The organism is Pauljensenia sp. C0254C2, assembly GCF_056583835.1.
Genome location: NZ_JBWPJO010000001.1, coordinates 252,886 through 273,353, shown reverse-complemented (window position 1 = coordinate 273,353; position 20,468 = coordinate 252,886). Strand labels below are relative to the sequence as shown.

The window sequence follows — 20,468 nt, the reverse complement described above, 5'->3', positions numbered from 1 at the left end:
GATGACACCTAATGTTTGCCGAACAGTTTGACGCTTTCGATCACGTAGCCGGCTCCACTCCACAATGTGGCGATCAGAGTCAGTGCTGCAACGACGACCATGAACCATGATCCCGGCATAACGATGTTCGAAAAAGTGGACCAGGGCAGCAGCAGGATGAAGATCAGGAACATTTGCAACAAGGTCTTGAACTTGCCTGCAAGCGATGCAGCAACGACAACTGAGCGTTTGAGCAGGAGTGCACGCAACACCGTCACGCCTAGTTCTCTTGCCGCAATGACGATGGTGAACCACCACGGGAGGTAACCCGCGATGCTCAGCATGATGAAGGCGCTCAAGGTCAGTGCCTTGTCGGCAATCGGATCCATGATCCGGCCGAAATCGGTAATGAGGTCCTGCGAGCGGGCGATGTGCCCATCGAGCTGGTCGGTGACGCCGGCAATCACGAACACGCTGACCGCCCACCAGTGCAGGTTCCAGTCATGCTGCAGCATCAAGATGATGAGGATGGGCACCATGATGAGGCGAAAAACAGTCAGGATGTTGGGAACATTGACCCAGGAGCGCTTCGGCCCCTCATCCAACATCGAGACGTTTTCCGGTGCTGACTTCATCATGATGAATCCTATCGTGTTCAGCGACCAGTCAGTTGCCAGGCGTCTTCATTTGGACCTGACCCGTCGTCATAGTCCTTCTCATCGACCCAGTCATCAGGTGCGCCGATGCTGGTCAGGTCCCGGTGAGGGTGGGCGAACGGCCCTGCATGTGAGTCATGACCCATTGAGTCGCCGTACGCGTCAGGTGCGTGATCAGCGGACGAGGGCGCGCCGTGGTAGCCGCCCCGACTGGAGGCCGGATCGGCAGGTTGTTCCGGTTCGGAAGCATGTACGGAATCCGTTTCCCCGCGCAGCATTGCCAGCACGTCCGGCAAGGACTCAGGTGGAACCAGCACTTCGCGCGCCTTGGATCCTTCGGACGGGCCGACAATTTCGCGCGATTCCAGCAGATCCATCAATCGTCCTGCGCGCGCGAACCCGATGCGCAGTTTGCGCTGCAGCATGGAGGTGGAGCCCAGCTGAGTGGAAATCACCAGTTCGGCTGCCTGCAGCAGATCCTCAAGATCATCACCAATATCCTCAGCAACCTTCGGCTTCTTCGCAGGTGCCGTGACGTCTTGACGGTACTGCACTTCCATCTGCTCCTTCACATGCGTGACAACAGCATGGATTTCAGATTCAGTGACCCACGAGCTCTGAACGCGCAAAGGTTTCGCCGCACCCGCCGGCAGATACAGGCCGTCACCTTGACCGATCAGCTTTTCAGCACCGGTCTGGTCCAAAATCACGCGCGAGTCAGTTTGCGAGGCTGTTGCGAACGCGAGACGAGAGGGAACATTAGCTTTAATGCCGCCGGTGACCACGTCCACCGACGGGCGCTGGGTGGCCAGCACCAGGTGAATGCCGGCCGCACGTGCCAGCTGTGTAATGCGCTGAATGGACGCTTCCACGTCACGAGGCGCCACCATCATCAGGTCCGCCAGCTCATCGACCACGACCAGCAGGTACGGGTAGGGCTTGAGCGTGCGATCCAGTCCCGGCAGCGCGTGCACCTGCCCGGACAGCACGGCCTTGTTGAAGTCGTCAATATGACGGAACTTGTATGTGTGCAGGTCGTCGTAACGCCTGGTCATCTCTTCAACAACCCATTCAAGCGCTTCGGCGGCTTTCTTCGGATCCGTGATGATCGGTGCGATCAGGTGCGGTATTCCGTCATAGACCGTCAGTTCCACACGCTTGGGGTCCACCAGAATCATGCGTACCTGCTGCGGAGTGGCGCGCATCATGATGGACGTGATCATCGAGTTGATGAAGCTCGACTTACCCGAACCGGTCTGGCCTGCAACCAGCAGGTGCGGTGTCTTGGCCAGGTTGGTGACAACGTAGCCACCCTCGACGTCCTTACCCACACCGACCATGAGCGGGTGGTGATTGCGCTTGGCGACACCGGAGCGCAGCACGTCACCCAATGCGACCGTCTCGCGGTCAGGGTTCGGGATCTCCACACCGATGGCGGACTTGCCGGGAATCGGTGAAATGATGCGCACGTCTGCTGTTGCCACAGCGTAGGCAATGTTCTTCGACAGGTTCGTGATGCGTTCGACCTTGACGCCCGGACCCAGCTCGACGACGTATCGAGTCACCGTGGGGCCGCGCGAAAAGCCTGTCACTGTGGCGTCGACGTTAAATTCGGTCAATACGCGCTGCAGGGCCTCGATGATCTGATCGTTCGCGGCAGAACGCGTCTTGTGCGGCGCGCCGCGGACCAGAAGGGATTCGTCAGGCAGCGTATAGGAAATCGACTCGTCGAGCTCGGGCTGGAAGGAACTGGCAGGCGGCTCGGTCGTGGGCGGTGCGGCCAGTATGGAGGTCTCCTCCCCTGCTCCCGTATCTGCCTGCGGCAGGACCTGGGTTGCTGCTTCTGGTTCGTGGTCTGACGAGGGGGGCGCCGTTTCCTCGATGTCCTGGTGTTCTGACACATTCGGGACGGCGTGTGCGCTCTCGTGTGCACGGCGGAATGCTTCATCCGCGTCGTAGGAATCCAGCTGAGCGGTGGCCGCAAGCTCGTCCTCGTCACTATCGACATCGTCTGCATCAATGCGTTCACGCTGGTCCTGGCGTGACAGGATGCGCCACCATGAGCGCAGCACTGCGGGAATGTCACTGATCCGCGTGCGGGTGGCGAGCAGAAGTGAGTACAGGGCGAGCAGCACCAAAATAGGGATTGCGCCCCAGGGTGACAGCAGCTGAGCCAGCGGGCGTCCGATGAACCAGCCGGCAAGCCCTCCGGCTGCTTCGATCCGGTCGAAGGAATCGATGTTCGGGTTTCCCGCGGTGATGTGGGTGATGCCCGCGATCGACATGGCCATGCCGATTCCACCTGCAATGTGGTGTGGCAGCGCGTGCTGGCCGGAGCGCGCCTTGATGAGCTCGATCGACAGGGCGACGAACACGATCGGCACCAGAACGGAGAACAGTCCGACCAGGCCGGCTACCGCGTGATGCACGATCATTCCTGCGGTTCCGGAAATGCCGAACCATTCACGCAGGGCGATGATAATGGCCAGCCCACACAAGATGAATGCCAACGCGTCGCGTTTAAGCTGAGGGTCCGTAGCGCGCCACTGCTCGTGTGCGCTGCGAACCGCGTGGCCTGTTGCCGACGCTGCCCGCGCCAGGCCGCCTGGGCGTGCCGGAGCGTTCTCGGCGCGTGCAGAGGAGCGCCCCGAGGTTCGAGAGCTGCGAGTACGCGAAGATGATGCAGATTTTTTGGCCATGATACTTCGACGCTACCGCGAACGCTTTCCGATCCGTTTCAGACGCGCCGACTGACGCGCCAGATCGCCTTACATGGAGTATTTCACGCGTTTTTCCCGCAGGACTTCCTCGATCTGGCTGCGCGTGGGCACCGGCAGTGCCGATTCATGTGAAATGGTCACCGCTGCCGCGGCGTTGGCAATGCGGCATGCTTCGATCAGGTCGTGCCCCTCCAGCAGTGCGGCCGACATGATCGCGATATGCGTATCGCCCACACCGACCGTGTCAACGGTAATGGAGTCGAATGCGGGAATCTGTACGCGCGGCGAGTTCTCATCGACCTGCACTTCGCACCCCATCACGCCCAGGCGACGCACAATTGCGGCGTCGGGGCGTATGACATGTCGAATCGCAGTTCCCGGCTCAGTAGTTGCCAGAATCCGGCTCAACGTGGAGGCCTGGCGGATATTCATGGTCAGAACGTCCACGCGTTTCAGCAGTCGCCGCCACGCCCACACCGGAACCTGCTCCACAGCCGGTGACACGGAGACAACCAGCGTGACATCATCGGGCAGGTCTGCTCCCCATCCGGACAGGACGCGCGCACTGGACTCGTTGACCAGGTCAGCGCCACCGATATGGACAAGGTCCCCCTCGTGCAGCTCAATACGGTCGAGGGCGGCGCGCGATGGCTCAGATTCAACGCCTGACGTAGCGACGGACGTGGTCGAGCCGTCGTTTTCCACCAGCATGATGGCAGCGCCGATGTCGCCCACCAGTTCATCAGTCACGATCTGGACGCCAGCGTGGGCAAGCTGGCGGCGCACGGTGAAGGAGTTCGGTCCGGTTCCCAGTGGTGAGGCCAGCAGCGCGGGGATCCCGTAGGCTGCCACGGCTGACAGCGTGGTGAAACCACCTCCCGGTCGTGACATGGCGCTGTCTGCCCGCACGGATGTTCCCCGCTCGGGGATGTGATCAACGTGCAGCGGGAGCGACAGCACGATGGAATCTGTCGAGATGAAACGACCGGTCATGCCATTACCGTACCTTCTGTTCCTGCGTGAGTCATAGGACGCACATATGGGAACGCCAGAATCTGACGAATCGTGCTGCCGGTCAACAACATGACCAACCGATCCATTCCGATTCCCACACCTCCGGTCGGCACCAATCCCAGGTCGAGGTCATCGAGAAATGCCGTGTCGATGCTCATTGCCTCAGGGTCTCCCGCTGCTGCCGCCAGCGACTGTTCAACGAAACGTTCGCGCTGGTCAATAGGGTCTGTCAGCTCTGTGTAGGCCGTGCCTAACTCCATGCCAAAAGCCACCAGGTCCCACCGTTCGGCAAGACGGGGGTCGTCGCGATGTTTGCGGGTCAGTGGCGAAGAGGATGCTGGGAAGTCGCGGTAGAACGTCGGCTGAACCGTTTGCGCTTCAACTAGGTCATCGTAGAGTACCGCGATCAGTGCTCCGTGGTCGACAACGGGTGGTACGTCAATGCCGTGCGCGTGACAGAGGCCGATCAGCTCATCATCGTCCGAATCCGGTGTCACTGTGGTGTTCGTGGCAGCACTGATCGCCTCATGGACACCAATCACAGGCCACTCACCTGACAGGTCGTATTCGACCATGTCTACACCGTCGTAGCGGCACACCGTCTGCAATCCCTCGGTACCGAATGACCCTGCCGGCCGCAGACATACGCATTGTCCGTTGACTTCCAGGGCGCAGCGTTGGATGAGTTCCTGGGCCAGATGACGCATCGTTGTGTAGTCGCCGCCCGCTCGGTAGGCCTCCAGGGAGGTGAACTCGGGATTATGGGTCATGTCCGCCCCCTCGTTCCTGAAGGAGCGTCCCATTTCGAAAATGGCGTCCATACCCGCCACAGCCAGTCGCTTCAAGTACAGTTCGGGAGCTATCCGCAAGAATACGTTGGAACCATAGGCATTCAGGTGTGTAATAAATGGCCGAGCGTTCGCCCCGCCCTTAATCGGATGCAGGATTGGCGTTTCCACTTCGGTAAATCCGTTGTGCGCCAGCACAGCGCGCGTAGTGGCCATCACGCGCGAGCGTTTGCGCAGAAGATCCACCGCAGTGGAGTCTGTCAACAGATGTGTCACACGCTGGCGGGAGCGGGTCTGAGCATCCAGCGTCGTGCCGTGGGCAGGCAGAGGACGCAGCGATTTTGCCGCCATCGTCCACGTTGCCACCCGCACCGTCGGCTCGCCAAAGCGTGTACGACCTGGGTGCCCTGTTACTGCCACCGAGTCTCCGATGTCACACAGGCCCCACAGTTCGAACACTGCCGGTTCCGTCGTGGATTGTTCCAGCATGATCTGAATCGTCTGCCCGCCTCGGTCAAGGTCGGCGAAGATGATGCCGCCATGATCTCGGATGGCACGGATGCGCCCACCGGTAGTGACCTCGTCAGGGGACCAGGTATCATCGGCACACTGCCGCGCTTGAGCGCGCACCTGATCAGGGAGAAGCCCCAGCGACAGTGACGGAGGCCACGGTTCCATGCCGCTTTGGCGCAGACGCTCAGCCTTGGAGCGGCGGACGCGTTCTTGCTCCGTGAGTGCACGCTGCGGCACAACAGCCTGATGGGCTTCCTGCTCGATGGCGTGCACTGCCCTGCGGTGTTCGTCATCAATGCCCCATGACTGTCCATGGTCAATGTCAGCCCATACGGGCAGGAAACCCTCTAGTCCACCGGCTGCAGCCAGAACATGTGTGATTTCTGCGAACGTGCGATAGCACATATAACGAGGAAACCACTCGGGGCGGTAGCGGGAATTGGATTCATACAGGGACTCGAGCTGCCACCATTTGGATGCGGCGCGCATGATGCGCCGGAGCAGCCGGGCACGCCACGTGGCATCAACCGCCTCGCCCTCGCGAAAAATACGACGGAACATCGCAAAGTTCAATGAGATCGCGTTGATCGGCCCGTCAGCGCAGTCCGTTATCAGGGCGACAATCATGGCTTCAATGATGCCGTTTGTCGCTGTAGCTGATCGACGCATCAGGTTCAGTGACAGCCCCGTATTGCCCCACGGCACGAATGTCAGAATTGCTTCGATAGTGCCGTCACCTGCGCGGGCAACGACTACTCGTGTGCGTGAATCCACCGGGTCGAACATGCGGTCCAGCGCCATGGAAAAGCCGCGTTCGTCGCCTCTGCGATACTCGTTGGCGACCCGTTCCAGGCAGCAGCGTTCCTCGGCGTCGATCTCTCCGAGTTGGCGGATCGAAATATCGATACCGGCGCGTGCCACTCGGCGAACCGCATGGGCAAGATCTTTCATGTAGGGATCACGCAATTCGAAGTCGCGGACGTGGACGATTGCTTCATCCCCCATGGCTCGCACGGCAAACCCCTGCTGTCGGTAGGCACGCGCTCCTGATTCGGAGGCAGAAAGAACGGCCGGAATCCATCCGAAGCGGGCGCAACGCAGACGCCACTGCGCGATCGCGTTCTGCCATGATTGGGGATCACCCAGCGGGTCGCCGGCAGCCATGCAGACACCAAACAGAACCGAATAGGATACGCCGGCACGTTGATCTGTTGACAGCACCAGGGACCGGTCACCACGGGTTGCGAAGTACCCGAGCGAATCTGTTCCCCAACGGGCCAGCAGTTCGCGCGTTTTCAGGTCATCTCCGCAAGTGCGTCCCGGCGTTTTCTGCCCGCGCAGGAAGTAGGCCAGTGCCAACAGATAGATCAGCGCTGACCATAAAGACAACGCCAGTGCAAGGGGGCGCGGCCCTATCGGCTCGCTACCGTCGGTCAGTGTCAGCGACACGAAGCCCAGAGAACGCGAAATCACCCATCCGGGTCCAGCAGTGGTATGCGACCACGGTCCCCACGTCACCAGCACAATTCCCCACACGATCGAAGTGCTGATCCCTGTGACCAGAATGACCAAGGCACCGACGAGGGACCCGCGCACAATGTGCGAGGGAAACGAGGCCCGATAGTGCAACAGCGCCACCATCACGATGAGCGCCACGAGCGGCGAGATCAGTAAGGACGGCATATCTAGCCACACAGCGCTACCGTCCGCAACGAAAAGGATGATGAACAACACGGACGTGAGGGCGCCAATGATCTGGAAAAAGGCGATGGCCCATAGTACGACGCGTTTTCGTCGCGATGCGGCCAGCGCGATTGACCCACACACTACTGCTTCGAACAGGCCGGCACCCGACGGCAAGTTCAACGCGCTCGTGATCAACATGCCGATTTCAACGACGCGCGGAGCGATCAGGTGGATCAGCACCGACAGAAGGGACCAGATCATCGTAATGGCGTAAATGTCCGAGACGATGGTCGGTATTCTCAGCGCGCGGGCGGTGGCCTGCTCGCTGGCTGGTGGAAGCGGACTGCGTTTCGATGTGGACGGTGTTACGTTCACTGCTCGACCACGACAGGCACAATCATCGGGCGGCGACGCAGCTTGCGCGCCACCCACCTGCCCAGAACGCGCCGCATGGCCTGTTGCAGTTTGTAGGGATCCTGTCCTCCTGGCGCTGCTGCCTGGCGCAGTGCGTCATCCACATCAGGCAGGATCTCGTCGAAAACAGAATCGTCCTCAGCCATGCCGATCGCGCGGATCGTCGGCGGTGCGAGCACCATCCCTGAATCATGTTCCACCACGGCGTACACGCTGATGAACCCTTCGGCTCCCAGCGTGCGACGCGTCTCGAGTTCGTCGTCCGAAATTTCACCGATCGAGCGTCCGTCGACGTAGATGTATTCACATGGAACCGCGCCCACAACGCGCGCTTTCCCATCGATCAGGTCAACGACCACGCCGTCTTCAGCCAGCACGACATTTTCCGGGGAGACACCTGTCTTGACGGCCAGCTGTCCGTTGGCCACCAGGTGGCGGATCTCGCCGTGAATCGGCATGACGTTGGCGGGCTGCACGAGGTTGTAAGCGTAGATGAGTTCACCGGCAGAGGCGTGACCGGACACGTGAACCTTCGCATTGGCCTGGTGCACGACTTTTGCGCCCAGTCGAGTCAGGTCGTTGATGACCCGATAGACCGAGTTTTCATTGCCCGGGATCAGTGAGGAAGCGAACACCACAGTGTCGCCCGGTTCGATCGTGACGAATCGGTGCGATCCTACGCTCATGCGTGACAGCGCGGCCATCGGTTCGCCCTGCGAGCCGGTCGCCATGTAGACGCGCTGCTCTGGAGGCAGCTCCCCTATCATCGAGCGTTCGATCAGGACACCCTCGGGAATTGACAGGTAGCCTTTTTCTTCCGCGATGCGCATATTGCGTTCCATTGACCGTCCCACGAGGGCAACCCTGCGTCCACTGCGCGCCGCCGCATTGATGACCTGTTGGACGCGGTGCACGTGTGAGGCGAAGGAGGCCACAATGATCTGGCCGGTCGCATCTGAGAACACCTGGTTGAGGACGGGGCCGATTTCGCGTTCAGGAGTGATGAATCCTGGCACCTCGGCGTTTGTGGAGTCCACCATGAACAGGTCGACGCCTTCTTCGCCGAACCGGGCGAATGAACGCAGGTCGGTCAGGCGGTGGTCGAGGGGCAACTGGTCCATCTTGAAGTCGCCGGTCATCAGAACTTTGCCGGCGGGAGTGCGCACGAACACTGCGAGCGCATCCGGAATGGAGTGCGTCACCGCAATAAATTCCAGGCTGAACGGGCCGACCTCGGCAGTGTCATGTTCATCTACGACGTTCAGGGGTGGGTTCTCCAGGCGGTGCTCGCGCAACTTGGGCTCAACGAACGACAATGTCAGGTCCGACCCATAGATCGGGATGTCAGAGCGCAGTTTGAGCAGGTAGGGGACGGCGCCGATGTGATCTTCGTGGCCGTGGGTCAGTACCATCGCCTCCACATCGTCGAGGCGCTCCTCAATCCACGAGAAGTCAGGCAGAATCAGGTCAACACCTGGCTGACTTTCTTCGGGGAAGAGAACGCCGCAGTCGACGATGAGCAGCTTTCCGTCATATTCGAGGACGGTCATGTTGCGGCCGACCTCACCGAGACCACCGAGGGGCACGATCCGCAGGGCGCCCGCGGGTAGGGGTGCCGGTTCGGTTAAGTTTTCGTACAGGGACTTCATGGGGCAAGTGTCTCACGCATTGGACCGCGCTGAAAGCGGCGGCGCGCGTCCAGATGTTTTCCCACGCTATTTCACAGCAGGTTCATGCGTTCCATGACCTGACGCAGGCGCGTGAGCTCCTCATCAGATGCCGGCACGAGCGGCAGGCGGACGGCCGGTGTGTCGATGATTCCCTGCAGTGCCAGTGCGGCCTTCGCCATCACTGTCCCTTGTCCACCTCCCATGATGGCGTCGACCAGTGGGCGTAGTTCGAAGTGGATTTCGCGCGCTTCCCACACCTGGCTGTCATCCAGAAAATCAATCATCCGGCGGTACTGGGCGGCGGCAACGTGGGCAACCACTGAGATCAGTCCTGATGCGCCGGCCACCAGCCAGTTGAAGTTCTCACCGTCATCGCCTGAGTAGTATTCCAACCCTGTGCGATGCATACGTGCCGATCCTCGTTCCACCTGACCGGTCGCATCCTTCACGCCTTTAATGCGGTCGTATTGGGCCAGCTCATCGAACGTCTCGTCGCTGAACGCCAGGCCGGTGCGCCCCGGAATGTCGTAGAGCATGATCGGCAGGTCGGTCGCGTCCATTATGGCGCGCACGTGCGCAATCAGTCCAGCCTGGGAAGGACGGTTGTAGTACGGGGAGACGACCAGCAGACAGTCAGCTCCGCATGCCTGCGCTCCTTCCGCGATGCGCACGGCGTGAGCAGTGTCGTTCGAGCATGCGCCGCACATGATGTGAGCGCGCTGCCCCACAGCTTCCTTGACAGCTCTGGTCAGTTCGTCCTTTTCAGGTTGGTGGGTGGTCGGTGATTCACCCGTCGTACCCGACAGAAGGATCGTGTCGCATCCGTCGTCGACCAGTTTGGTGGCCAGCTTGGCTGCTGCCTCGGCATCAAGTGAGCCATCCTGGTGAAAAGGGGTCACCAGTGCGGGCGCGAGGGATCCGAATGTACGTGACGGAAGATGTTTCATGTTTCACAGTCTAGGAGATGGCGTCACGAGGGGCCGCGTTGTTTCAGTTGGTGGATTCTGCAGGGTGGTCGCACCCTTCAGGGCCGCGAGCACCGGCACTGTCTGCTTGCGCATTCGGCCTGCCACCGTCACCTGATCCCGCGGAGTCGAGTCCTGCCCACCACAGGTGCTGCGTCATCGGCGTTCCTGCCACATCGAGCCGTCTGAGCAGCCCTGCCGGCGCAAAACCTGCTGACTGGAAGAATCTGACGCGCGCTTCATCGTTGGGGCTGATCCACACCTGGAGACTGCGGGCAGACAGCCCCGCTTCCCGCGCGGTATCCACAATCGCGGCCAGCATGCGGGAGGCGTGTCCAGAGCGCCTGAATCTCTCGTCCACGTCGAGGGCGGCCAGCTCAAGGCCGTCTGGAATATCAGGTGCCTTCGCATGGTCAATGTGATGGGACGGTGCCGGCTGTGCGACCACGAACCCGACAACGCGGGTGCCGTGCAGCGCCACCATTGTGGAGCATCCCGGCGGTGGTATGCGTGAGAGCGTGTCATTCCAGGCGCGCTGCACCTCCAGAGGCGAAACGTCGACGGATGCTCCCCCTACGGCGCGGGCAACGCTGCGTAGGGATGCGACCTGAATGGCAGCAATGTCGGCTGCATCCGGGGCGGTTGCGGGGCGTACTGAGACGCGGCTATCAGCGTTGCTCATAGTGTCATGAGCTGATCGACACCGACGGTCAAACCAGGCTGTTCGTGCACGTGACGGATAGCGAACAGGACGCCGGGCATGAACGATGCGCGGTCAAAGGAATCGGTGCGGATGACGAGCTGCTCGCCCTCGTTTCCCAGCAGGATTTCTTCATGTGCGACCAGTCCACGCAGCCGCACGGCGTGCACGGGGACACCGTCAATGACGCCGCCGCGAGTTCCTTCAGGGTCGGTGCGGGTCGCATCGGGCATCGGATCGCATCCTGCTTCGCGGCGGGCACGGGCAATGTGTTCGGCTGTGGCGCGAGCCGTTCCCGAGGGTGCGTCCAGCTTGTTCGGATGGTGCATCTCGATCACTTCAGCCGATTCGAAGTACGGCGCGGCCATTTCGGCAAATTTCATCGCCAGAATTGCTGACATCGCAAAGTTCGGCGCGATGATGACGGATCTACCTGCGCGTTCGGCGTGCTCCGCGACGCGCCCGCGAGACTCATCGGTCCAGCCCGTTGTCCCCACCACGACGTTTACGCCGCAGTCCAGCAACGCATGCACATTATCTTCTGTCACGGCCGGAGCGGTGAAATCAACAGCGACCGTCGCCTGGTTGAGTGTGTCAGTGGCGATCTGGTCATCGACATCGATGCGCGCGACAACCTCCATGTCTGGTGCTGCGCTGACGGCCTCAACGACGGTCGCACCCATGCGTCCTCGAGCACCAACGACTGCAACTCGCAGTGTGTTCATCTCTCCTCCTTCGCCGCGGTGGCCTGCGGCTGTCTTAGCTGCGCGCGTTCGGCAGCACGACCGCGCGGCCCTGCTCGGCGTTGACCAGCTCAGCTGCCAGCGCTCGCACGTCTTCCTGGGTGACTGCGTTGATGCGGGCCAAGCCCTGATCGACCGTGAAATACGTGCCGGTCAGCTCGGCGTTACTCAGCCGGCCCATCCGTGACAGGTTATCTTCCAGCCCCAGGGCGATCGCGCCGCGCACGTGTCCACGTACCCGAACGATCTCTTCCTCGGTCGGCCCGTCAGAAGCCAGAGCCTGCAGTTGTTCGTTCATGAGCTGTTCAACCTGCTCCACGTGTGCGGGCGACGTACCGGCATACATCCCGAATGCGCCGGCATTCGAGTAGCGCATGTTGAAGGCATATGTCGTGTAAGCCAGGCCGCGTTTTTCACGGATCTCCTGGAACAGGCGTGACGACATCGATCCGCCCAGGATAGACAGCAGTACTGACATCGCAGGGATGCGGTCATCACCGACCTGCAGCGCAGGGCATCCGACGATCACATGAGCCTGTTCGACGTCGCGGTGACGTTCCTGGACAGTGGGTTGTGCCAGCTGTGCCGGTGTTGTGTCACGCCTGGGAGCAGGTCCGAGGCCTCCCTCGTCCCCACGCCACCCTGCCCGGTCGAGCGAAGCAGCAACGAGGTCGACGATGTGGTCGTGTTCAACGTTTCCGGCAACGGAGACGATGAGGCGGTCTGGACCGTAATGGGACTGGTAGTGCTCCCACACGTCGTCACGGCTGACGGCTCGGATTGCTTCAGGAGTTCCGCCGACCGGTTTGCCCAGCGTTGTGTCACCGAAAACAGCGGCAGCGAATGCTTCGTGGACTGCATCGAGCGGTGAGTCCTTCGCCATCGCCAGTTCGTCAAGGATCACGCCTTTTTCCACGTCGAAGGCGTCGGGCACCAGCGATGAGGAGGTCACCATGTCGGTGAGGACACTTAGCGCCATATCCACATCCGCGTCACGCACCCGCGCATAGTACTGCGTGTGTTCCTTGTCGGTTTCCGCGTTTGTTTCACCGCCGACCGCGTCGAATGCGACCGCAATATCGAGCGCAGTCATCGTTGGTGTGCCTTTGAACAGCAGGTGCTCCAGGAAGTGTGTGGCTCCAGCGTGAACAGGGCTTTCGTCGCGCGAGCCGACCGGCACACACAGCCCGATTGCCGCTGAGCGCGTGGCGGGGACGTGCTGAGTGATGATTCTGACGCCGCGTGGCAGGATCGTGCGCGTCACCGTCGTTTCATCATCGCTGACGGTCATTGACGAGGCCGCTGCCTGCGCGCCGCCGAGTGGAAGATCGATACCAGTTATGGTTGGTGCGGTCACTAACGAGATTCCTTTGGTGCATTCGTTGATGTGCCATTTGACGCGGATGGCGTAATTGACGAGTCGGGCAGGTCAAGCGGGTCGGTACCCTGGCGCGCCTGCTTCGACGTCATCTTGGAGCCTTCAGTTGTGGAGGCGCCGACAGGTGCGATGTCTTGTGGCGGATCGCTTTCCAGGCTCGAGCGGGATTTGTGCGGAGCCGTTGTGCGTGTTTTGGCGCTTGCCGTCTTGTCGTTGCGACTGGCTGAGGTGTCAGCGTTGGACTCCTTGGCGCTGGTGCCCAGGTGCTTTTCCGACGGGATGCCGCCGGTGAGTGCGATGATCAGAGCGATCAGAAGTGCGAGAGCCATGATGGCGAAGAACCACGTCATCCATCCGAATCCCACTTCAATACCCCATGCAGATGTTGCGGCGCTTGCGATTCCGACGATCACGGCGGCGGCAACCGTCATGCACAATGCCCACATATAGAAGCTGCGTGGTGACTGGCGGGTGATAGCGCGCGCAAAGCCGAGAACGGTGGCAACCAACAGAGCTGGGCAGGCGATGACAATGATGCTGCCGACCGTCATCGGTGCGACGTAGCCGGGGTCTGCGGTTTCAATGCCGCCGGTGGACATCAGTATCAGCCATGCCAGCGTATCCAAGACAAAAAGGGCGCCGAATAAGACCGGATCCGTGAAGCGCTTCATGAGCTGTCCTTTCGTTGGTTCGCAGCTGTGTTGCACGCGTCAGACTTAGCTTATGCCATTGAGCCGCGGCGCACCTGCCTGTGACCATACCGGCGTTGTTCGAGGCAGGCCTTCGGCCAGCCCACGAAGAAGGCGCGGCACCCTCAGTCGGGTGCCGCGCCTTGCCGAGTCAGCATCACTCAGCGTTCAGACTTATTCAGCGTTCTCACTTACTCAGCATCGTCGGAGGAGTCAGTGGAATCTGACTGATCCTTCGAGTCTGCGTCGTGAGAGCCGCCCTCGTCGTTGTGATGACGACGGGTGCGGGTGCGCTGGCGACGCTCTCCACGGCCGCGTCCGCGACCGCGTCCGGAGCGCTCTGAACGATCATCCTGGTCCTTGTCGGACTGTCCGGACTTGTCCTTACGCGGTTCCGGCTCGAATTCAGCGGCCTCTCCGTCAACGACGGCATGCAGAGACAGCTTGCCACGGTCACCGATTTCAGCGATCTCAACCTCGATCTGCTGGCCCACCTGCAGCACATCATCGACAGATTCGATGCGCTTGCCACCGACCAGGCGACGAACCTGCGAAATGTGCAGCAAACCGTCCTTGCCTGGCGTCAGGGAGACGAATGCGCCGAAGGATGTCGTCTTGACGACGGTGCCGACGAAGCGCTCACCCACCTCAGGCATCTGCGGGTTTGCGATCTGGTTGACCATGGTGCGTGCCGCTTCTGCAGAAGCACCATCGGAGGAAGAGATGAACACTGTGCCGTCATCTTCGATGACAACTTCAGCGCCTGTCTCGTCCTGAATCTGGTTGATCATCTTGCCCTTGGGTCCAATGACCTCACCGATCTTGTCGACCGGAACCTGGACGGTGATGATGCGAGGCGCGTTGGCGGACATCTCATCGGGGCCGTCGATCGCGTCGTGGATCAGCTTGAGGATCGCCAGGCGGGCATCGCGAGCCTGTGCGAGCGCGGAACGCAGGAGCTGTGAATCAATGCCGTCCAGCTTGGTGTCCAGCTGCAGAGCGGTGATGAATTCGCTGGTGCCCGCGACCTTGAAGTCCATGTCGCCGAAGCCGTCTTCTGCGCCGAGGATGTCGGTCAGGGTCACGGCCTTCTGCTCACCGTCAATTTCGCCGGTCATCAGGCCCATTGCGATACCGGCAACGGGTGCGCGCAGCGGCACGCCAGCCTGCAGCAGTGACAACGTTGAGGCACACACCGATCCCATTGAGGTGGAGCCGTTCGAGCCCAATGCCTCGGAGACCTGACGGATGGCGTAGGGGAATTCTTCGCGCGTGGGCAGAACCGGCTTGAGTGCGCGTTCAGCTAGGTCACCGTGACCGATTTCGCGGCGCTTCGGGGATCCGACGCGGCCGGTGTCACCGGTGGAGAATGGCGGGAAGTTGTACTGGTGCATGTAGCGCTTGGAGGTAATCGGGCTCAGGTTGTCGAGCTGCTGCTCCATGCGCAGCATGGCCAGCGTGGTCACACCCAGGATCTGGGTTTCGCCGCGCTGGAAGAGTGCTGAACCGTGGACGCGAGGCAGCAGACCGACCTCAGCGAACAGGGAGCGGATCTCGCGCGGATTACGGCCATCCATGCGGATGCCTTCACGCAGTGTGCGCTCACGAATCGTCTTCTTCTCCAAGGCGCGGAATGCAGCCTTGAGGTCCTTCTCGCCTTCAGGGAACTGTTCCTCAAGTGCTGCCAGAGCCTCGTCGCGCACAGCGTCAACGGCCTCGTCGCGGGCAAGCTTGCCTTCAGTCTTGAGGGCCTCGGCCAGCTTGTCACCCACCTGCTTTTCGAGGGCGTCGTACTCTTCGTCGGTGTAATCAAGGAAGAGCTCAAATTCGCCTGTTTCCTTGGAGGCCTTCTCCGCCACCTTCATCTGTGCTTCGCACAGCGCGCGAATGAATGGCTTAGCGGCTTCCAGGCCGTCGGCAACGACATCTTCAGTCGGCGCGGTGGCACCGTTTTGAATGAGTTCCCATTCGTTCTCGCCGCCGCCGGCTTCCACCATCATGATGGCCACGTCATCCGTGCCGTCCTCGTTGGTGACGATGCGGCCGGCGACCACGATGTTGAACACGGAGCGCTGCAGCTCGGACCAACGCGGGAATGCGACCCACTGGTCATCGATCAGAGCCAGGCGCGTACCACCGATCGGGCCAGTGAAGGGCAGGCCCGCGATCTGGGTGGACATCGACGCCGCGTTAATGGCGAGGACGTCGTATGCGTCATCGGGGTGAACCGCAAGAACGGTCTCAATGATCTGGACTTCGTTGCGCAGGCCCTTGACAAATCCGGGGCGCAGCGGGCGGTCGATGAGACGTGCAGCCAGAATGGCTTCAGTTCCGGCGCGGCCTTCGCGACGGAAGAATGATCCGGGGATGCGGCCAGCAGCGTAGGAACGCTCTTCCACGTCGACGGTCAACGGGAAGAAGTCGAACTGATCTTTGGGATTTTTCCCTGCGGTCGTGGTGGACAGGACGACTGTTTCGTCGTCGAGGTATGCCAGCGTTGAGCCGGCAGCTTGTTGCGCAAGCAGTCCGGTTTCAAAACGGACGGTGCGCTTACCGAATTTGCCATTGTCGATAATGGCTTCGGCAGCGGTGATTTCTTCGCCTTCCATCATGGGCGTAATACTCCATTTCTTGTTCTGGTCATGCGCCCGACGTCGGCCTTCGATCGAAGCCCACGGACCGGCATTTTCTGTTCATGCGTTCCGTAAGCCACTGTCGAAAACCGCTCGTTCAAGGCGCGCATTGTCGAGTCGGGATAGCAAAAGCGGCCCGGTTCCAGGTGGAGCCGGGCCGAGCTTTACTCAGCGACGCAAGCCAAGGCGGTCGATCAGTGAACGGTAGCGTTCAATATCGATGTCCGACAGGTATCCGAGGAGCCTGCGGCGACGACCAACCAGCAGCATCAATCCACGACGTGAGTGGTGATCGTGCGGGTGCGACTTGAAGTGCTCCGTCAGATCCTTGATTCGCTGGCTCAGCAGAGCAATCTGCACCTCGGGAGAGCCTGTGTCGCCCTCATGAGTTGCGTACTCAGCAATGATCTGGTCTTTAACATCTTTACTCAGCGGCACGTGTTCTCCTCAAATGTCTCGCTGCGCGGAGCATCGAAGCTTGTCTTCGTGCAATCCATCCCGCGGCCGATCTAACGGCGAATACAGGCTAACACGCTCCGCCCTCACTTCAGCCTGATCAGGGCGAAAATCACGCTGCGAGCGCGGTGAGATGGCGCACGTTCAGCTTTAATGTCTCATCATAAGAAATTCAGGTGGCGCCTGTTGATCAGGCAGGCTGAAATAACCATATGAGTATTGAATTGGATGGAACAGCGACATGGCTCCCTGCCCTCGAGCATCTCGATCTTCTCGCGGATCCTACCGCGAAGGCACTTCAGGAACTGGCCAAGCGCGAGCCGGAGCTGGCTGCGCAGGCCCTTGTAGCCGACATTGATCCAGACTACGCCGATACCGAGGCGATGACTGAGCACTACCAGATGAATCTGGCTTTGTCGTGTAACTGCGTCCTCATTGCTGGCAAGCGCAACGGTGATGAACGCGTGGCTGCCGCTGTCGTGCGCGCAACGACGCGAGCCGACGTCAACCATGTCATCAAGAAGACACTGGACGTGCGCAAGTGCTCGTTTTGGCCGCAGGACAAAGCAGTGGAAGCCTCCGGCATGGAATATGGCGGCATCACACCTGTGGGCGTGCCGCCACAGTGGCGCCTGCTGCTTGATCCACGCGTGATAGTCGACATGTGTGTCATCGGGTCAGGTCTGCGTCGCTCCAAGTTGGCGGTGCCCGGCGAGTTGCTGGCGGCCCTGCCCGGTGCCGAGGTGATCGAGGGACTCGCACAGCCGGTCAGCGAACAGGCCTGACGAGGCTCACATCCCATGCTGCTGTGAGCGACCACTCACATACGTGCTGTCGCCCTGCTAGCATCACGGTATGGATCCCGACGACGTGACCTTACCGACCAGACTGCATCTGGGCGTCGCCACGTCCTCCCTTCAGATCGAAGGCGGCGACACCCACAACGACTGGCATGACTGGGCTCAAAAGCCCGGCACTATCCGCGACAACTCCGACCCCGCTACTGCGGTCGACCACTGGCAGCATTGGCGCGAGGACATCGAACTGATGCGCAACCTTGGCATTCGCGACTACCGAATGTCCCTGGAGTGGGCGCGCATCGAACCCGAAGAAGGTGTCTTCGACACTGACGCCATTGCCCATTACCGACACGAGCTCGAAGCACTCGTCGAAGCAGGGATTCGACCCCTCGTGACGCTGCACCACTTCTCTAATCCGTGCTGGTTTGCCCAGCGAGGTGAATTCACCCGCCACGAGAACATCAACTGCTTCATGCGTTTCGTCTACCGGGTAGTACGCGAATTTCGCGACCTCGTCACCGACTGGGTGACGATCAACGAACCCAATGTCTATGTCACGCAGGCGCACCTGTTCCAGGAAGGTCCCCCGGCAGATGTATCGTGGCGCAGCGTGCGCGCCTGCCTGCGCCACCTCGCTCAGGCTCACTGCCGCGCCTACATGCTGATCCACCGGCTGCAACCAGAAGCGAAGGTCGGTTTCGCGCACCACATGCGTGTTTTTGTGCCGCGCGTCGCCTCGAACCCGTCGCACAGGGTACTCACCCGCGTTGCCCGCTACGCGTTCCAGGACGCCATCGCACAGGCAATGCTGGTCGGTGAGTTTCCGGTCGCTCTCGGCACAAGTGGCGGAGTGAAACCGGGGCGCTACTACGACTTCCTGGGCATCAACTACTATTCGCGCAGCGCGATCGACAAGCTCGAAGATGGCACCATACCCGGTGCCCCTGTCAACGACCTGGGCTGGGAGGTCTACTCTGACGGCATCGTGGAGGTGACACGCGAACTGGCTGAGCGCTACAACGCACCCGTATGGATCACTGAAAACGGTACGTGCGACAACGGCGATGCAAACGCCGACGAATCATTCCGCTGCCGCTTCATCTGGGATCACCTGAATGCACTGGCGCACAGCGGCCTGCCCGTCGAGCGCTACTACCACTGGTGCTTTACCGACAACTGGGAGTGGAGCGAGGGAATGACAGCGCGCTTCGGCCTGGTCAGTGTGGATCCTGCCACCGGTCAGCGCACGTGCAAACCCTCCGCCCTCATGTACCGCGACATCATTCGCGAAGGCGCACTGACACCGGATCTTTACGACACCTACGTTGCCGGCCAGCGTTACCGGGAGGATCCGCAATGAGCACCGCATCTGACCAGACCCACCACCACGATCACTTCGTTGATCCTCATGCGCGACCACCCGTCACCAAAGGCTGGATCGGTCGCTACGGATTGGCTTACCTGGGCATCAACCTGGCGTGGGCGGGCCCCAGCCAGCTCCTCATCGCCAAGCAGGTCCTTGACTTCTTCGGAGACAACGGCAAAGAGCAGTACCTTGCGCTGATCATGGCGGTCGGCGGTGCGGCCTCCATTATCGCCACCGCATTGTGGGGATTTGCCACCGACTGGACGCGTTCGCGTTTTGGGCGTCGATCCCCGTGGGTGCTGATTGGCGCGGTAACATCAGCTGCCTTGCTGGTGTGGATGGGCGGGGCATCCTCGTTCGTCAGTTTGCTGATCGCGTGGACGCTGTTCCAGATCATGATCGCAAGCGCCGTGGGAGCGAGCCAGGCGATGGCACCCGACCGTGTTCCGACCAACCAGTACGGCACGGTTTCGGGCGTCATGGGTCTGACGTACACACTCGCCCTGGTCCTCGGCACGGCAATCGGCACGGTCTTCGATGTCGCACCGGCCTACTGGATTTCCGCTGCAGTCGTGGTGGTCCTGGTCGTACAATTCCTGGTTTTCTACCGCGAGGTCCCCACTGGCGAGGGCGTCTTCGCGATCTCACCGACCACACCTGCCGCGACCGATGACAGTGATGAGGATGTGAAGAAACCCGTCGGCGCTCAGGCGAATGCCGACCGTCCATATGCAGACTTTATCTGGGTGTTCATTGCGCGCATGGCTGTGACCCTGGGGAACGTGACGGCTCTGTTCTACCTGTTCTACTACCTGAGAGATCGCATCAAGCTGGACGATCCAGATACGGGCGTGCTGATCCTGACCGGAATCTATGCGCTGGCCGTGGTGGTGTGCGCCGTGGTGGCCGGGTCGATTTCTGACAAGATGCATCGGCGCCTGATTTTCGTGGCCGGATCATCCGTTGGGGTTGCGGCCGCCTGCTTGATCATGGCGTGGGCGCACGCGTTCTGGGTGGTCATTATTGCCGCGCTGGTACTCGGCATTTCGTGGGGCGTGTACATGGCGGTCGATCAGGCGCTGATCAACGAGGTACTGCCAATCCCCGCGCAACGCGGACGCGATGTCGGAATCATGAATATCGCGGTTGTCACGCCAAATGCGCTGGCACCGGTCGTGGCAGCGGGAGCCTTGTCATTCCTGGGCGGCTATGCGGGCCTGTATATCCTGTCCGGAGTGCTCGCACTGACCGGCGCACTCGTGATGTATCGGGTGAAGAACGTGGCGTGAGCAGCTTGC

15 protein-coding genes are annotated in these 20,468 nt (G+C 60.8%); 3 read left to right on the top strand and 12 right to left on the bottom strand.

All coding sequences use genetic code 11. The features are described from left to right. Nucleotides 1–8: 8 nt before the first annotated feature. The 12 genes from pgsA to rpsO form a co-directional block, all read right to left on the bottom strand. The gene (gene pgsA, locus AC1DA5_RS01275; protein WP_227469210.1) at nt 9–617 is read right to left on the bottom strand and encodes a CDP-diacylglycerol--glycerol-3-phosphate 3-phosphatidyltransferase; all 609 of its coding nucleotides are present in this window, start codon (nt 615–617) and stop codon (nt 9–11) included. A gap of 17 nt (nt 618–634) precedes the next feature. Next, entirely contained in the window at nt 635–3,334 is a 2,700-nt protein-coding gene (locus AC1DA5_RS01270; protein ID WP_285014597.1) for a DNA translocase FtsK, read from the bottom strand. Nucleotides 3,335–3,403: 69 nt separating this feature from the next. Then, entirely contained in the window at nt 3,404–4,348 is a 945-nt protein-coding gene (locus AC1DA5_RS01265) for a PfkB family carbohydrate kinase (RefSeq protein ID WP_285014595.1), read from the bottom strand. Beyond that, complete coding sequence (gene lysX / locus AC1DA5_RS01260; RefSeq protein ID WP_480289062.1) at nt 4,345–7,731, bottom strand: bifunctional lysylphosphatidylglycerol synthetase/lysine--tRNA ligase LysX; 3,387 nt, start codon at nt 7,729–7,731, stop codon at nt 4,345–4,347. Before lysX ends, AC1DA5_RS01265 begins: the two co-directional genes overlap by 4 nt. Next, nucleotides 7,728–9,419, bottom strand: coding sequence for a ribonuclease J (locus AC1DA5_RS01255; RefSeq protein WP_070725933.1), 1,692 nt, complete (start codon nt 9,417–9,419; stop codon nt 7,728–7,730). Before AC1DA5_RS01255 ends, lysX begins: the two co-directional genes overlap by 4 nt. A gap of 71 nt (nt 9,420–9,490) precedes the next feature. Continuing rightward, nucleotides 9,491–10,387 (bottom strand): 4-hydroxy-tetrahydrodipicolinate synthase, encoded by an 897-nt coding sequence (gene dapA, locus AC1DA5_RS01250; protein ID WP_480289061.1) that lies wholly within the window; start codon nt 10,385–10,387, stop codon nt 9,491–9,493. A gap of 43 nt (nt 10,388–10,430) precedes the next feature. Continuing rightward, complete coding sequence (locus AC1DA5_RS01245; RefSeq protein ID WP_480289060.1) at nt 10,431–11,087, bottom strand: N-acetyltransferase family protein; 657 nt, start codon at nt 11,085–11,087, stop codon at nt 10,431–10,433. Beyond that, the gene (gene dapB, locus AC1DA5_RS01240) at nt 11,084–11,830 is read right to left on the bottom strand and encodes a 4-hydroxy-tetrahydrodipicolinate reductase (RefSeq protein WP_480289059.1); all 747 of its coding nucleotides are present in this window, start codon (nt 11,828–11,830) and stop codon (nt 11,084–11,086) included. The genes AC1DA5_RS01245 and dapB overlap by 4 nt, the downstream gene beginning before the upstream one ends. A gap of 34 nt (nt 11,831–11,864) precedes the next feature. Next, entirely contained in the window at nt 11,865–13,190 is a 1,326-nt protein-coding gene (locus AC1DA5_RS01235) for a M16 family metallopeptidase (protein WP_480289076.1), read from the bottom strand. 14 nt (nt 13,191–13,204) lie between these two features. Then, nucleotides 13,205–13,897: a hypothetical protein gene (locus AC1DA5_RS01230; protein WP_480289058.1), complete on the bottom strand. Its 693-nt coding sequence runs from the start codon at nt 13,895–13,897 to the stop codon at nt 13,205–13,207. Nucleotides 13,898–14,106: 209 nt separating this feature from the next. Next, a complete protein-coding gene (locus tag AC1DA5_RS01225) occupies nt 14,107–16,527 on the bottom strand; it encodes a polyribonucleotide nucleotidyltransferase (protein WP_058236432.1) in 2,421 nt (806 codons plus the stop codon). A gap of 189 nt (nt 16,528–16,716) precedes the next feature. Then, nucleotides 16,717–16,986: a 30S ribosomal protein S15 gene (gene rpsO / locus AC1DA5_RS01220; RefSeq protein WP_058236431.1), complete on the bottom strand. Its 270-nt coding sequence runs from the start codon at nt 16,984–16,986 to the stop codon at nt 16,717–16,719. A gap of 230 nt (nt 16,987–17,216) precedes the next feature. On the opposite strand from rpsO, the gene AC1DA5_RS01215 reads away from it, so the two are divergent. From AC1DA5_RS01215 to AC1DA5_RS01205, 3 genes are all read left to right on the top strand, one after another. After that, on the top strand, nt 17,217–17,789 hold the full coding sequence (locus AC1DA5_RS01215; RefSeq protein WP_058236430.1) for a YbaK/EbsC family protein: 573 nt from the start codon (nt 17,217–17,219) through the stop codon (nt 17,787–17,789). A 70-nt stretch (nt 17,790–17,859) separates the two neighbouring features. Next, the gene (locus tag AC1DA5_RS01210) at nt 17,860–19,164 is read left to right on the top strand and encodes a glycoside hydrolase family 1 protein (RefSeq protein WP_092648453.1); all 1,305 of its coding nucleotides are present in this window, start codon (nt 17,860–17,862) and stop codon (nt 19,162–19,164) included. Continuing rightward, a complete protein-coding gene (locus AC1DA5_RS01205) occupies nt 19,161–20,459 on the top strand; it encodes an MFS transporter (RefSeq protein WP_092648452.1) in 1,299 nt (432 codons plus the stop codon). Before AC1DA5_RS01210 ends, AC1DA5_RS01205 begins: the two co-directional genes overlap by 4 nt. Nucleotides 20,460–20,468 lie beyond the last annotated feature (9 nt).

Excerpts from the sequence above, each read along its gene's own strand:
- pgsA (WP_227469210.1), bottom strand. The coding sequence starts at position 617 with ATGATGAAGTCAGCACCGGAAAACGTCTCGATGTTGGATGAGGGGCCG.
- AC1DA5_RS01270 (WP_285014597.1), bottom strand. The coding sequence starts at position 3,334 with ATGGCCAAAAAATCTGCATCATCTTCGCGTACTCGCAGCTCTCGAACC.
- AC1DA5_RS01265 (WP_285014595.1), bottom strand. The coding sequence starts at position 4,348 with ATGACCGGTCGTTTCATCTCGACAGATTCCATCGTGCTGTCGCTCCCG.
- AC1DA5_RS01255 (WP_070725933.1), bottom strand. The coding sequence starts at position 9,419 with ATGAAGTCCCTGTACGAAAACTTAACCGAACCGGCACCCCTACCCGCG.
- dapA (WP_480289061.1), bottom strand. The coding sequence starts at position 10,387 with ATGAAACATCTTCCGTCACGTACATTCGGATCCCTCGCGCCCGCACTG.
- AC1DA5_RS01245 (WP_480289060.1), bottom strand. The coding sequence starts at position 11,087 with ATGAGCAACGCTGATAGCCGCGTCTCAGTACGCCCCGCAACCGCCCCG.
- dapB (WP_480289059.1), bottom strand. The coding sequence starts at position 11,830 with ATGAACACACTGCGAGTTGCAGTCGTTGGTGCTCGAGGACGCATGGGT.
- AC1DA5_RS01230 (WP_480289058.1), bottom strand. The coding sequence starts at position 13,897 with ATGAAGCGCTTCACGGATCCGGTCTTATTCGGCGCCCTTTTTGTCTTG.
- AC1DA5_RS01225 (WP_058236432.1), bottom strand. The coding sequence starts at position 16,527 with ATGATGGAAGGCGAAGAAATCACCGCTGCCGAAGCCATTATCGACAAT.
- AC1DA5_RS01215 (WP_058236430.1), top strand. The coding sequence starts at position 17,217 with ATGAGTATTGAATTGGATGGAACAGCGACATGGCTCCCTGCCCTCGAG.
- AC1DA5_RS01210 (WP_092648453.1), top strand. The coding sequence starts at position 17,860 with ATGGATCCCGACGACGTGACCTTACCGACCAGACTGCATCTGGGCGTC.
- AC1DA5_RS01205 (WP_092648452.1), top strand. The coding sequence starts at position 19,161 with ATGAGCACCGCATCTGACCAGACCCACCACCACGATCACTTCGTTGAT.